Consider the following 13,217-nt stretch of genomic DNA (forward strand, 5'->3'; position numbering starts at 1 on the left):
GTAAGCTAAAAGACCGAAGTCTTCCGCATCCGCTATCAAGCGCCCACACTTATCGGTTGTTTGTTTGTTAAAGAACTGGCCGCGGTTCGCTTTGCTTACCGCGTCACTGCGTTTGCTGCAGCGGAGAAACGAGACTATAAAGAATTATCTGCGTTTCATCAATACTTTTTTAATCTTTTCTTGCTCGGGAAAGTTTCGCTATGCGGATTACTCACCTTCCCCACTAGCAGCCCCCGCGAACTCTTCCGCCCTGCCCCTGAAGCTGAGCCTCATGCCGCGAGGGGAGCGAATACTAAGTCGTTCGCGCAACGCTGGCAAGTTTTTTCCAAGATTTTTTGCCCCAAGCTTTGTCGCCGCGGGATGAAGATCACCGCAGAGCACTTGTGCAATGACGATGGGGATACCACCAGCCTGCCGGGCGGATTCCGGCCAGAGCCGAACGGCGCGGACCCCCGAGCTGAACATATTGTATGCAATAATAGAATGCAATTACATGGTTTGACGCCCGCCATTCTGGCCAAGGCCAGGCGGATTCATAGATCTGGAGACAACATGACATTCAGCACCCCCGGCATGACATCACAACATGTAGCCGCTCTTGAGCCGATCGAGAACTACCTGCAAGCCCACATCACCGGCGATGCCGAATACATGCGCAAGGCGTTCCACCCGGATGCCAGGATCATCTCGTTTCGCGAGGGAAAGCTGCACGCCTTGACCCTCGATGAGTTTTCCGCGCGCTTCCAGGGCCAGCCTGCGGCAGATGAAGCACAACGCAAGCGCTACATCACGCATTTCGACGTCACCGGCAACGCCGGCACTGCCAAGGTCGTGCTGGAGTATCCGGAAGTGACCTTCACGGACTACATGACGCTCCTGGAAATCGACGGCGTCTGGAAGATCGCCAACAAGACGTTCAGCGCAGCGCCGCCGAAAAAATAGCCAGGCAGAACCGCGCAGGGCACGGCGCCCGGTGGGCGCTGGCCCGCCTCCTGATGCGCCAAAATCTGGCGATGACGCGGAGAAATTAATTTAAAATCAATGAGTTGAAGGAAAATCGAGTTCGCCGGACCGCGTCCTTCGGATGCAAAATCTGGCGCATCCGCCCTTTGCCAGCAGCACTGAACCCCAGCGCCATTCTTGGCCGATGCTGCTCGGTGCGGAACGGCAACATACCTCGGAAATTCACATGTGCCGAATGCGTCGCCCCCCCCTTCCCGAGGCGGGGCGACGGCATGGCCGCATGCTTGCCCCGCGCCCCGCCGCCGTCAGATCGCCGACGGATGCTGTGCCAGCGGCGTGACCTGGATGGTCATATAGGGAAACAGCGGCAGCGACGACAGCAGCGCGTGCAGTTCATCGTTGCTCTCCACGTCGAAGAGGCTGACATTGGCGTAGCGGCCGACGACGCGCCATAGGTGGGACCACTTCCCGGACTTCTGGATCTCGATGGCGCGCGCCTTCTCGGCTGCCTTGATGGCGTCGACCTGCTCGGCCGGCAGGGAGTCGGGAATGTTCACGTCCATCTGCACGTGGTAAAGCATGGTGTCTCCTTGAAGGATGGTTGCGGGACGGGCACGACCGCGCGGTGCGCCGGCCGGGACCCGCCGGGTGGGGATCGTGGGGGCCGGCCCGGCTCAGCCCGCGCCGTCGCCGCCGACCGTTTCGGTACGAAAGGGCTTGAGCCGGCCGATGAAGGTCTTGCCGTGCTCGAACCAGGCCTTGCGGATGTCGCTGGCCAGATAGGCGGCGTAGGCCGCTTCGTTCTCGAACCAGCATTCGCCGACGGCGTCGACGTGGCCGATGTCAAAGAAGGGCACATGGGTGTCGGTGGGCTGCTCGGCGATGAGGCGGACCTCGTACTTGTGCAGACCCGGGATGGCGTGCGACATGTCGTAGTGGCGCCGGCATTCGGCGCGGAAGGTGGCATCGGACATGCCTTCAGGCTTCACCAGCAGGTACAGCATGCGGATCATCGCGTCTCCTCTCGGTATGGATCAGTTCTATGTGGCGTGCGCTTGCCGGCGCCGCGCATCAACCATGCGCCCGTACGGGCTCGGCCCGCGGTGCCGCGGCATGGGCATCGTGAGCATCGGCGTGGCCACCGTCCGCCGCGCCGATGTGCTCGATGGCAATGCCTCGCGTCTCGGGCAGCAGCAGGATGCCGAACACGGCGATGGCATAGGCCACCAGGCAGAAGGCGCCCATGGCGTTGGCGAGGCCGATGTGGGTGGACAACACGCCGACGCCGACGACGGAGCCGGCGCCCACCGACTTGCCGACGTTGTAGGCGAAACCCATGCAGGTAGTGCGCACGTGGGTGGGGAACATCTCGCTCAGGAAAGGCCCCAGCGCAGCAAACATGCCGATCGCGGAAAAGCCTACCAGGAAGCCGAGCACGGCCGCCAGCACCGGGTTCAGCGGCAGCAGCATGTAGCTGGCGGTGACGATCCACGCGCACACGGCCAGGCCGATCAGCGTGGGGCGCCGGCCGATGCGGTCGGCCAGGTCCGCGGCCACGGCGAAGCCGCAGAACGAGCCGAAAGACATGATGAATACGGTGACGATCATCGAGGACGCGGCCACCTGGCGCTGGGCGAGCAGCGAGGGCAACCAGATCAGGATGGCATAGCAGCCGGCCTGCAGGCCGATCACCAGTATGCTGGAGAGGATCAGTGAGCGCGCGTACTGGCGGCTGAACACCGAGGCCAGCGAAGCACGCGCCATGCGGCTCTGCCTGGCGCGCTCGAACATGGGCGAGTCCTTGATGTGGCGGCGGATGAAAAGCACGATCGAGGCCGGGATTACCCCACTCCAGAAGGCCACTCGCCAGGCCAGGTCATGCGGCAGCCAGGCCAGCAGCGCGGTGGCCACCACCACCGCCAGCGCCCAGCCCAGGGCGAAGCCGGATTGCACGAAGCCCATGGCCTTGCCGCGGTGCTTGGGGTCGATCACCTCGGCCATCAGCGCGGCGCCGACGGCCCATTCGCCGCCGAAGCCCAGACCTTGCAGCGTGCGCGCGACCAGCAGCTGGTTGTACGACTGCGCGAAGCCGGCAAGCACGCCGAAGAATGTGAACCAGACGATGGCGAACACCAGGATGCGCGCGCGGCCGTAGCGGTCGCTGAGGATGCCGGCGCCCCAGCCGCCGATGGCGGTGACGACCAGCGCCACGGTGCCAAGGACACCCACTTCGGCCTTGCCCAGGCCCCACGCCGCGGTCAGCGCGGGCAGCAGGAAGCTGAACATCTGCATGTCGAAGGAATCCAGCGCCCAGCCGGAATAGCAGGCCCAGAACGTCTTCTTCTGCTGGGCATTCCCAGCCTTGTACCAACCTGTCATTGTCGTCTCCTGTTTGTTCTGACTGTTCTACTGACTCTTCTGTCTGGTCTTGGTCCTGCTATCACGCGCGCCACCCGGCGCTCAGGCGTACTCGGCCATGACCATGTTCGTGAAGTCGAGCGCCACGTCGGTGACCGACTGCAGCGCTTGCGACGACATGTCGCCGACGATCTCGATGACCGACACCCCTTGCGGGCCGATAGCGAAGGTGCCAAGTTCGGTGTACACGCGGCTCACGCATGCCATTCCGGTAAGCGGGTAGCTGCACTGGCGGCGCAGCTTGCTCGTCCCGTCCTTGGTCAGGTGGTCCATCATCACGAACACCTGCTTGGCGCCGATGGCCAGGTCCATGGCGCCGCCCACCGCGGGGATGGCGTCGGGCGCGCCGGTGTGCCAGTTGGCGAGGTCGCCGCGCTCCGAGACCTGGAAGGCGCCAAGCACGCAGATGTCGAGATGGCCACCGCGCATCATGCCGAAGGCGTCGGCATGATGGAAAAAGGCCGCGCCGCGCTCCAGCCGGATCGCTTCCTTGCCGGCGTTGATCAGCTCCCAGTCTTCCTGGCCAGGTTCGGCGGCTGACCACTGCCCCAACACGCCGTTCTCGCTGTGCAAGATGACTTCGCGGTGACGCGGCAGATGGTTGGCTACCAGCGTGGGCAGCCCGATGCCGAGGTTGACATAAGCGCCGTTGGGGATGTCGCGCGCCACGCGCGCGGCCAGCAGGTTTCTTGCCACTTGGTCCATTTTCCTCACCTTGCCTGTGCGCTTGCCTTCGCGCCTGCCTGCTGATTTGCCGGGGCGCCTTGCGGCCCGCGCATTGGCTGTGCGCAGCCACCGCCGCGCAGCACCACGCGCTTGACGAAGATGCCGGGCGTGACGATGGCCTCGGGGTCCAGCTCGCCGAGTTCGCACACGCGCGTCACCGCGGCGATGGTGGTGGCGGCGGCCATCGCCATCACGGGTGCGAAGTTGCGCGCGGTCTTGTTGTAGACGAGGTTGCCCCAGCGGTCGGCTGCCGCGGCGTTGATCAGGGCCACGTCGACGTGGATGGGGTACTCGAGCACATAGTCGCGCGCGCCGATGCGGCGCGCTTCCTTGCCTGCCGCCAGCAGCGTGCCGTGGCCGGTCGGCGTATAGAAGCCGCCGATGCCGCAGCCGGCCGCACGCAGGCGCTCGGCCAGCGTGCCCTGGGGAATCACTTCCAGCTCGATCTCGCCGGCCCGGTACAGTGCCTCGAAGACGTAGGCATCGCGCTGGCGCGGGAAGGAGCACATCAGCCTGCGCACGCGGCGAGCCTTGAGCAGCGCGGCGAGGCCGGCGTCGCCATTGCCGGCGTTGTTGCTCACCACGGTGAGATCCTTGGCGCCCTGCTCGATCAGGGCATCGATCAGTTCGTCAGGCATGCCGGCGCCGCCGAATCCGCCGACGGCGATGGTGGCGCCGTCGGCCACGTCGGCCACCGCCTCGCGCGCTGTTGCGTAGAGCTTGTCGATCATGTCTCGCGTCGTTGTTATCGGGTACGGCAAGATTGCCATGCACCTGCCAGCCAAACAATTTTGCGATTTGCAAGCACCCTTAGCGCTGCGTTAAAGACCAGGCCAGGGCTGCCGTGAAGGTCTGGCGGGAACGCTTCGACATGCCGCGCTCATACCATGCGCGACGAGCCGGGAAGCGCCTCGCGCGCTGTGCCGAGGGCGAAGGCGAACGGTGAAAGGAAGGCGAAGAGAAGGCGCCCTGGGCGGGCAGCGAGCGCGACAGGTGCCCCGCTGCCCCGCGCGTCTAGCCCGCGTCGCCGGCGGGCGCGTAGTGGCCGATCAGGCGGTTCGCGAACTCGCGCGCAAAGCTGGACAAGCCTTCCAGGTCCCGCGCGCAGACCTGGAAGGTGCGCACGGCCCAGTCGTCGAGCAGGTCGCTGCAGCCGATGCGTTGCTCGCCCTTGAGGCGCGCGAAGGCGGCCTTGGGCATGATGGCAATGCCGGCGCCGGCGGCCACCATGCGGCAGGTGGCATCGTAGCTGGCCACGTGCACGCGGATCGTCATGGGCTTGTGCAGCGCGCCCGCGGCGCGCGTCATGAACATCTGGTAGGCGCTGCCCTCAAGCAAGGCGACGAAGGCATGCTCGAGCGACTGCTCGAACCACACGGCCGGCTCCGCTAGCAGCGGATGGCCGAGCGGCGCGACCAGGATCAGCGCGCTCTTGACGAAGGGTACCGCCTGCAGGCCTGCGGTGGGCACGTTGCCGGAGATGATGCCGAGATCGGCTCCGCCCTCGCGGACCACGCGCACCACGTCATCGCTCAGGCGCTCGCGCACGTCGATGCGCACATCCGGATGGGTGGCGAGGTACTCCCCGATGACCGGCGGCAGGTATTCGGTGATGGCGGTGGTGTTGGCCACCAGCTTGACCTGCCCGCTCAGGCCTGCGGTGAAGGGCTGCAGGTTGCCGGTGAGCCGCTCCAGCTCGGCCAGCACCACGCGCGCGTGGTGCAGGTAGACTTCGCCGGCCGCCGTCAGCGCCACGCCCTGCGGCGAGCGCTCCAGCAGCCGTACGCCGAGCGTGTCCTCGAGGTTCTTGATGCGGTTGCTGACCGCCGGCACCGAAAGAAACGAACGCTCGGCGCCGCGGGTCAGGCTGCGCGTTTCCGCCACGTTGACGAAGAGGCGGAAGTCGGTGATATCGAAGGGGACAGCCATACAGCATGGTCTCGCGGCTCATTCGTGTAGCGGGGATGATAACCCCGTCGAGGCAGACACCATGGCGCCATGGAGCGCACGCGGCCGCGCAGCCAGGCCGCGGTGCACTACCAGCCCGCCGGCTCGAAGCGAAAGCCCTGGTCTTGCCGCCGCACGTAGCCGCAGTATGGCTCGCCGAAATGCACTGGCAGCACCAGCGCGCCACTGTCGGCGGCCTGGTTGAGGAAGGCAAGGCGCGTGCTGCGGGCAAGGTCGGGGCGGATACAGTAGCCGGAATTCACGTCCGGGCGCACGATCTGCAGTGGGCTGTGCAGGATGTCGCCGCAGAAGATTGCCTCCTCGCCGCGCGAACGGACCCGGAACGCGACCTGCCCCGGGCTATGGCCGGCGGCGGCCTCTACCTGCAGGCAATCGGCGATCTCGCGCCCCGGCTCGATCATCTCGGCCAGACCCGCGTCGACCACCGGCATCACGCTGTCGAAGAACGATTCACCGAACACGTCCACCACGCCCGGCTCCCTGTTGCGGCCCTGCTCGCAGAAGACGAAGTCTTCCTTGGGGAGGTAGTAGCGCGCGTTGGGGAAGGTGGGCACCCAGCGGCCGTCTTGCCAAGTGGTGTTCCAGCCGACGTGGTCGGCATGCAGGTGCGTCATGACCACGTCGGTGACCTTCTCCGGCGGCGCCCCGGCCGCGATCATCCATTCGCGCACCAGGGTGTTGAGCATGTTCATGCGTGCGATGCCCGCGCGCGGCTTGAAGTTGCCCACGCCGGTATCGACGACAATGATATGGCTCCCCGCATGCACCACCCAGAACTGGATCGTCACGATCAGCTTGTTCATGTGGGGGATCCAGTGGTGCGGCGCCATCAGGCCGGCATTCGCATCCAGCACCGAGCGGTCGATGTCGGGGAACAGGAAGGCTGGATCGTGCGTGGGACCGGCGTATTCGAGGATGCGGGTGACCTTCAGGTCGCCGACGGCGCGCGTTTGCATCATGGTGCGGTATCTCCTTCTTGGTTCTATGCGGGCCGGGACCGGCGCGCCGGATACGCAGCTCCGCTTGGCAGGCTCCAAGCATCAGCGATTCCGCCGCCGGCGCCAATTTCGCTTTGCGAAAGTGGGGTTTCAGACGGCTTTACCCTCGCAGCCGGCGACGTCCGCCCTGCCCCTGCGCCTCGCTTGGCAGCCGCCCTTCCTCCGCGCGAACAGGGAATCTGGGATAGTCTCAACGGCACGCAGGCTTTCACAGCCAGACGTCGCGCCGGCAATGCCAGGGAGAGCGCGCAGCGCAGCATTCCGTCACGGCACAGGATATCCCCCGCGAATGGTGGCCGCTGTTCAGTTGTGCCTCATTCGACACATTGATGCTGGATCCCTCTTGTCGGGAGACAGCAGAGTGGCGCAGAATCCCCCCTGCGATTCCAATGACCCGGCATGACAGGCCTGGTACGGTTGATTCTGCCCCAACGGTATGTAACGTCAGGATGCAGGGACCACACTGGCTGTAGGGCAGAGCCAAGGACTGGTGAACACCATGGAAAGCTTCCTGGTACGGCAAGCCACGCGCAGACAGGCAATGCTTGCCGGTATCACGGCGCTACTCATCCTGTGCGTCTTCGCGATCGCAGTCCCTCGAGCCACCCAGGCGCTGCCCGCGGTTCCCCCTTTCATGCCGATGTGCGCGCTGACGGTATTCACCACGGCCTGTATCGCCAGCTTTTTGCTCGGCGCGCAATTTACGGTGACCCGGCAGCCGATCCTGGGAGCACTGGGTGGGGCCTACGCGTTTACCGCATTGGCCGTGGCTGTGCAGCTGCTGACGTTCCCCGGTGTTCTCACCCCTGGCGGCCTCTTTGGCGCCGGTCCGAATAGCGCCGGGTGGATGTGGGTCTTCTGGCACGGTGGCTTTCCGTTTTTTGTGATTCTCGCGGTGGCGGCGCGTAGCCTATCCGTGGAAGATCTGATCCGCCCCAAGAATGTCCGCCTATGGGCATGGGGGCTAGTCGGCGGGCCCGTCGCAATTGGCGTGGCGCTGTGTGGCCTCGCCATATACGGCGACCTGCCATCCGCCCTGAACGTAGCGGAAAACGCCGGAGCTTACGACAAGAATGCAACCGCGCTGGCGATATGGTCGCTCAATGTCGTTGCGATTGCTGTCGTGTTGCTGAGCGGCCGCTTGCGGGCCGTACTCGACATCTGGCTATCGATTGCCTTGCTGGCTTGCCTCATCGATACCAGCTTGAACCTGCTGAGTGCCTCGAGGTTCAGCGTGGGCTGGTATCTCGCCAGGGTATTCAGCATGTTTGCACCTGGTGTTCTGGTATGCGTTCTGGTGTGGGAGGTCACCATACTGTATCAACGTCTATTTGCCGCCCATGCCACTTTGCTGCAAACGTCTGTCCATGACGCGTTGACGGGGATCTATAACCGGAGCTATTTCAACGAGCAATTCAACAAAGAATTCGACCGTGCGAAACGCAAGAATTTGCCACTATCGCTGATCATGATCGATGTCGATCATTTCAAGCTCTACAACGATACCTTGGGCCACCTGAAAGGAGATGCTTGCCTTGGTGCTGTGGCGACTGCTCTCGCCGGGGTCGTTCGCCGGCCGGCGGACCTTGTCTGCCGCTACGGCGGAGAGGAGTTTGTGATTGTGCTTCCGGATACGGACCGTCGTGGCGCTTCCGAAGTCGCGGCGCAAGCGCTCCAGGCGGTGACCCGGTTGAAACTCGAATCTCCGACTTCCGTCGGCTATGTCACAGTCAGCGCCGGCTACGCTGCCCTTGCGCGAGAACGCTTCCCCGACGAGCTTGTCGAGGCGGCCGATGCGGCGCTGTACCGAGCGAAAGGCGCTGGGCGAAATCGCGCATATCTCGCGAAAACTGAATGAAGGGCTCTTTGCGCTCTATCCTGTTGGCCGCGCATCACCCCGTCAGGGATATATCCTGTTTCTCTCGGACACCTGCTCATTCAGCGTCCAGAAATCGTACAGCACGCCGATCAGGAATAGGCCACCGGTCAACAGGTAGATCAGGCCACTGATCCATTTGCCGATAACCATCCGATGCACACCGAAGATGCCGAGGAAAGTCAGCAGGATCCACGCCACGTTGTAGTCGTACCTGCCGGACGCAAACCGGCTGTCCGCTTCCCGGTCCATGCCGGGGATCAGGAACAGGTCCACGAGCCAGCCGATCCCGAGCAGGCCCAACGTGAAGAACCAGATCGTTCCGCTCACCGGCTTGCCGTAGTAAAAACGATGGGAACCAGTAAAGCCAAATATCCACAACAGATAGCCAATGACTTTGCTGTGCGTATCACTCGGGGGGGTGCTCGATGGCTGCATCGTCCGTCTCTTGCAGTGGTTTGGCGCGATGATGCCATAACCTGTGGCACCGAAGCTTGGGCAAGCCGGCGCCGCCGTCCCGTTGGTACCGCAGCAGCAAGCGCAAAAGCTGCCGATAGGTCTGTCCAAGGCTGAAGGCAGCCGTCAGGTGTGCGACACGCGCTCGTAGTACTGCTCCGCGGACTGCGGCGGCACGGCCTGGCCGGACAGGCCTTGCAGACCCGGTTAAGCGATCAGGCCTCGATGGCATCCTGGCCGGATACCCCACTTAAGTGGGGGTTCCACAACCGCATTCGGCCTTGCCCCGGCTCCAATTTGGGATAACGTTGTAGAGACAGGTCAAACAACGCTGCGCAAATCCGCGCGCCTCGGCGGCGGCCCAGCAGCCGGTTGACATCATCGCCGCTTGATCGCTTAGGTTCGCAGTCAACACGTCACGCTCCGGGGGATATCGTGTGCGCAAACCACTGACGCAATTGCTGCGTCCGTTTGGGCGCGTCAGTACGGCCGCCGTTACACTCGGCGCGCTGCTGCTTGGCCTGCTCAGCACGATCGTTGTGCATTCGCTCTACACAGACTTGCTGGAGAAGGACGCGCGCCTGCGCTTCAAGAGCGATACGGACGATATCGCCCGGCAGATCGATACGCGTATCCGGCTCTACACCGACGTCCTGGTAACCATGCAAGCGCTCTTCGGCGCTAGTGATGACACCTCGCGCGAGGAATTCCGCGACTTCGTCAATGGTCTCAACCTGGAGCAACGCTACCCCGGGTTCCAGACGCTGAACTACGCGCCCTATGTGCCGGCCTCCGAGCTGGCCAGCTTTGTCTCCAGTCAGCGCACTGACCCGTCCCTGCGCGACGCCGGAGTGGTGTTCTCCATCCACCCGGCAGGAGAGCGGCCAGCCTATTTCGTGTTGACTTATGTCGAGCCGTTCCATAACAACTTGCCGTCGATCGGCATCGACATGGGCGCCGAGCCGGGACGCTTGGCCGCCCTCGAAAGCGCCCGCGACAGTGGGCAGGCAGTGAGCAGCGGGCGCCTGATCTTCAGCGGAGCCAAAGGCCCACACGTCGGCATTGCCTTGCGCCTTCCGGTCTACAGAAAGGGGCAACTGCTCGACTCAGTGGAGCAGCGCCGCCATGCCTACGTTGGCTCCGTTGGTGCAGGCATACGAATCAGCGGCCTGCTTGGGGAGATCGCCGGCAACGAGCGCGTGTATGGGACCCGTTTCGAACTGTACGACGCCGGGAAACTCGATGACGAGCCGGTGCCGCCGTCCCCAGCGACTTTGCTGTATAACAGCGCCGACGGCTCGATGGCCACCGCCACCGCCAGAGCCAAGGCTGCTAGCCTGGCCAGCACATCGGACGATCGTTCCTTCCTGCGCAAGGAAGTGGCACAGCCGTTTGGAGGGCGGCGCTGGCTCATTGTTTTCTCCGCCGACGCCCAGGCCATGGCGGGCTCGCAACGCTACCTGAAGAGCGTGATGCTTGGGGCCGGGTTGATCATTACCGCGCTACTGGCCGGGCTGGCCTACGCGCTATCCAGTTCCCGTTCACGGGCCCTGGCGGTGGCAGATGGCATGACACAAAGCCTGCGCGAGAGTCAAGAGGGGCTGGCCCAGGCGCAACGGATCGCGCACGTTGGGGATTGGCGCCTCGACCTTGAGCACAACGCGGCCTATTTCTCCCGGGAGATGGCCCGGCTGCTCGGTGTGCGTGTGCTGGATCTCACGCCAGCCACGCTGGTAGGCGCAGCCGACCCGCGCTTTCGCGGCGCGTTGCGGCAGAAGATGCAAACCGCCTTGCGGGAACGCATCCCTTTCGAGCTCGAATGCCCCTACCGCTCGTCGCGTGGACGCACGGGTTGGATTCACCTGATCGGCCACGCGCATGGCCCACCGGGTACGGCCGTCCTGCGCGGCACCGCGCAGGACATTACGCAACGAAAGCTCATCGAGCAGGCTCGCGCGCAGGAACATCTGGTTGCCTTGCATCTCGCCAGCGTGTCCAGCGAGGCCGAAGTCCTGGAAAAAATCGTCCGGACGCTGGTTGCAGGAATGGAATGGGAGGCGGGTGCGTTCTGGCCCTCGGATGCTGGACGTGGCTTGACACTTGCGCCGGTTCGCCAGGCCAGAGAGCACGAACTGGAAGCTTGGCTGGCACGGCGGCCGGCCGAGCCGCAGGCAGATCAGGCAGACGCACTGACGCAGCCACATTGGTATGCGAGCCGCAGCGCCATCGCGGGTTTGCCTCAGCATCAATGGCTGGCCGACGGGGGCATGCGAACTGTATTCGTTTTCCCCCTACGCAAGGGTACGACCACGCTTGGACTGGTGGAGTTGTATTCGCGCACCAAGCGTCCACGCGATCCGCATGCGCTTGCCATGGCTAGCGCGATAGCAAGTCACACTGGCCACTTCCTCCTACGTCGCCAGGCCGAGGAGACCTTGCGCTTTTTTGCCAATCACGATGCGCTCACCGGCCTGCCAAATCGGCTGATGTTCAAAAGTCACCTCGAGAGCAGCCTCGCGCGTTCGCGCTCCCGTCAACATCGTCTCGACATCCTTTTTGTTGACCTGGACCAGTTCAAGAGGGTCAACGACACAATGGGCCACAATGCAGGCGACGACTTGCTGCGCGCCGTGGCAGATCGCTTTAGCGCCACGCTTGGAGAAGCCGAACTGATTGCCCGGCTTGGTGGCGACGAGTTTGTCGTACTGGTCGAGCCGATCGACGACTTCTCCCTTTTGCATCGCATCATCAAGCGTATCCAGGCCGCGCTCGCATCCGGCTTTGTGGTCAATGGCAAGGAGCTGCAAATGACAGCGAGCATCGGCGTCAGCTCCTTCCCCGAAGATGGCAATGACGCGCAGACTCTGCTCAAGCATGCTGATCTCGCCATGTATGCCGCCAAGCAGCTCGGCAAGAACGGCTTCCAATACTATGTGCGCGAAATGAGCGTTTCCCTGCAGAATCGCATCGACATAGAATCGTATCTGCGCAGCGCGCTCGAGCACGATGAGTTCGTGCTGCACTACCAGCCTCGAATCTCGCTGGACACCAATGCCTGTACCGGCGTGGAAGCACTGATCCGATGGCACCATCCGAAACTCGGCCTGGTGATGCCAGCTGATTTCATACCGATTGCGGAGGAATGTGGCGCCATCGTGCAGATTGGCGCGTGGGTACTGCGTGAGGCTTGCCGGCAGAATGCGCAATGGCTTGCCGACGGCATTGCCCCGATACGCGTCTCCGTTAACCTGTCCGCGCGGCAATTTGCCGACAAGGACTTGAGGCAAATCGTTCTCGCTGCCCTGAAGCAAGCCGGCTTGCCAGGGCATCTGCTCGAACTTGAACTGACCGAAAGCATGGTAATGCGCGATGCCGAGCAAGCGGCGCGCTGGCTGTCGCGCCTGAAGCGAACCGGGGTGCGGCTGGCCATTGACGATTTCGGTACCGGCTACTCCTCGCTCGCCTACCTGAGCCGTTTCCCGATCGATACGGTGAAGATCGACCGCTCATTCATACGCTATCTGCCCGACAGCATGAGCGATGCGCAGATCACGGGCGCGATCATCGGGCTGGGGCACCAGATGGCTCTGGAGGTCGTGGCCGAAGGCGTCGAGAACGAGGCGCAACTGGATTTTCTTCGCCGCGAGGGCTGTGACGAAGTCCAGGGCTACTATTTTAGCCGCCCCATTCCGGCCGAGGATGTCACCGCATTCCTCGCCAGCCATATTGTGCACGGCCCGCTGCCTGAGCAGGGACCGCAGCCGATGCGCGCCTGATTCTGGAATCCGGCGCGCGCCCCAGCGTCAACTCAA

The 13,217-nt window shown here is 63.6% G+C and carries 11 protein-coding genes; 3 read left to right on the top strand and 8 right to left on the bottom strand.

What is annotated here, in order from left to right; genetic code table 11:
* The first annotated feature begins 552 nt into the window (after positions 1–552).
* Positions 553–942, top strand: a complete 390-nt coding sequence (locus tag AC1RWI_RS21325) for a nuclear transport factor 2 family protein (protein WP_043346218.1) — start codon at positions 553–555, stop codon at positions 940–942.
* 326 nt (positions 943–1,268) lie between these two features.
* Here the strand turns inward: AC1RWI_RS21325 and catC are convergent, their stop codons facing one another.
* From catC to AC1RWI_RS21360, 7 genes are all read right to left on the bottom strand, one after another.
* On the bottom strand, positions 1,269–1,544 hold the full coding sequence (catC, locus tag AC1RWI_RS21330) for a muconolactone Delta-isomerase (protein WP_492868568.1): 276 nt from the start codon (positions 1,542–1,544) through the stop codon (positions 1,269–1,271).
* A 93-nt stretch (positions 1,545–1,637) separates the two neighbouring features.
* Positions 1,638–1,976 carry a 4-carboxymethyl-4-methylbutenolide mutase MmlI gene (mmlI, locus tag AC1RWI_RS21335; RefSeq protein ID WP_492868570.1) on the bottom strand — a complete coding sequence of 113 codons (339 nt, stop codon included), beginning with the start codon at positions 1,974–1,976 and terminating at the stop codon, positions 1,638–1,640.
* A gap of 58 nt (positions 1,977–2,034) precedes the next feature.
* A complete protein-coding gene (locus tag AC1RWI_RS21340; RefSeq protein WP_492868572.1) occupies positions 2,035–3,342 on the bottom strand; it encodes an MFS transporter in 1,308 nt (435 codons plus the stop codon).
* Between the two features lie 81 nt (positions 3,343–3,423).
* Positions 3,424–4,086 (bottom strand): 3-oxoacid CoA-transferase subunit B, encoded by a 663-nt coding sequence (locus AC1RWI_RS21345; protein ID WP_043346208.1) that lies wholly within the window; start codon positions 4,084–4,086, stop codon positions 3,424–3,426.
* 5 nt (positions 4,087–4,091) lie between these two features.
* Complete coding sequence (locus AC1RWI_RS21350) at positions 4,092–4,838, bottom strand: 3-oxoacid CoA-transferase subunit A (protein WP_492868574.1); 747 nt, start codon at positions 4,836–4,838, stop codon at positions 4,092–4,094.
* A 283-nt stretch (positions 4,839–5,121) separates the two neighbouring features.
* A complete protein-coding gene (locus AC1RWI_RS21355) occupies positions 5,122–6,036 on the bottom strand; it encodes a LysR family transcriptional regulator (RefSeq protein WP_043346207.1) in 915 nt (304 codons plus the stop codon).
* 107 nt (positions 6,037–6,143) lie between these two features.
* Complete coding sequence (locus AC1RWI_RS21360; protein WP_492868576.1) at positions 6,144–7,034, bottom strand: MBL fold metallo-hydrolase; 891 nt, start codon at positions 7,032–7,034, stop codon at positions 6,144–6,146.
* A 538-nt stretch (positions 7,035–7,572) separates the two neighbouring features.
* Between AC1RWI_RS21360 and AC1RWI_RS21365 the strand changes: the two genes are divergently transcribed.
* Complete coding sequence (locus tag AC1RWI_RS21365; RefSeq protein ID WP_492868578.1) at positions 7,573–8,931, top strand: sensor domain-containing diguanylate cyclase; 1,359 nt, start codon at positions 7,573–7,575, stop codon at positions 8,929–8,931.
* Between the two features lie 42 nt (positions 8,932–8,973).
* Here AC1RWI_RS21365 and AC1RWI_RS21370 read toward each other — a convergent pair whose 3' ends face one another.
* Positions 8,974–9,387: an NINE protein gene (locus tag AC1RWI_RS21370; protein WP_043346200.1), complete on the bottom strand. Its 414-nt coding sequence runs from the start codon at positions 9,385–9,387 to the stop codon at positions 8,974–8,976.
* A gap of 455 nt (positions 9,388–9,842) precedes the next feature.
* On the opposite strand from AC1RWI_RS21370, the gene AC1RWI_RS21375 reads away from it, so the two are divergent.
* The gene (locus AC1RWI_RS21375) at positions 9,843–13,181 is read left to right on the top strand and encodes a bifunctional diguanylate cyclase/phosphodiesterase (protein ID WP_492868580.1); all 3,339 of its coding nucleotides are present in this window, start codon (positions 9,843–9,845) and stop codon (positions 13,179–13,181) included.
* Positions 13,182–13,217: the final 36 nt, after the last annotated feature.

This window comes from Cupriavidus sp. MPR-AND1C, from assembly GCF_058809705.1.

Excerpts from the sequence above, each read along its gene's own strand:
- AC1RWI_RS21325 (WP_043346218.1), top strand. The coding sequence starts at position 553 with ATGACATTCAGCACCCCCGGCATGACATCACAACATGTAGCCGCTCTT.
- catC (WP_492868568.1), bottom strand. The coding sequence starts at position 1,544 with ATGCTTTACCACGTGCAGATGGACGTGAACATTCCCGACTCCCTGCCG.
- mmlI (WP_492868570.1), bottom strand. The coding sequence starts at position 1,976 with ATGATCCGCATGCTGTACCTGCTGGTGAAGCCTGAAGGCATGTCCGAT.
- AC1RWI_RS21340 (WP_492868572.1), bottom strand. The coding sequence starts at position 3,342 with ATGACAGGTTGGTACAAGGCTGGGAATGCCCAGCAGAAGAAGACGTTC.
- AC1RWI_RS21345 (WP_043346208.1), bottom strand. The coding sequence starts at position 4,086 with ATGGACCAAGTGGCAAGAAACCTGCTGGCCGCGCGCGTGGCGCGCGAC.
- AC1RWI_RS21350 (WP_492868574.1), bottom strand. The coding sequence starts at position 4,838 with ATGATCGACAAGCTCTACGCAACAGCGCGCGAGGCGGTGGCCGACGTG.
- AC1RWI_RS21355 (WP_043346207.1), bottom strand. The coding sequence starts at position 6,036 with ATGGCTGTCCCCTTCGATATCACCGACTTCCGCCTCTTCGTCAACGTG.
- AC1RWI_RS21360 (WP_492868576.1), bottom strand. The coding sequence starts at position 7,034 with ATGATGCAAACGCGCGCCGTCGGCGACCTGAAGGTCACCCGCATCCTC.
- AC1RWI_RS21365 (WP_492868578.1), top strand. The coding sequence starts at position 7,573 with ATGGAAAGCTTCCTGGTACGGCAAGCCACGCGCAGACAGGCAATGCTT.
- AC1RWI_RS21370 (WP_043346200.1), bottom strand. The coding sequence starts at position 9,387 with ATGCAGCCATCGAGCACCCCCCCGAGTGATACGCACAGCAAAGTCATT.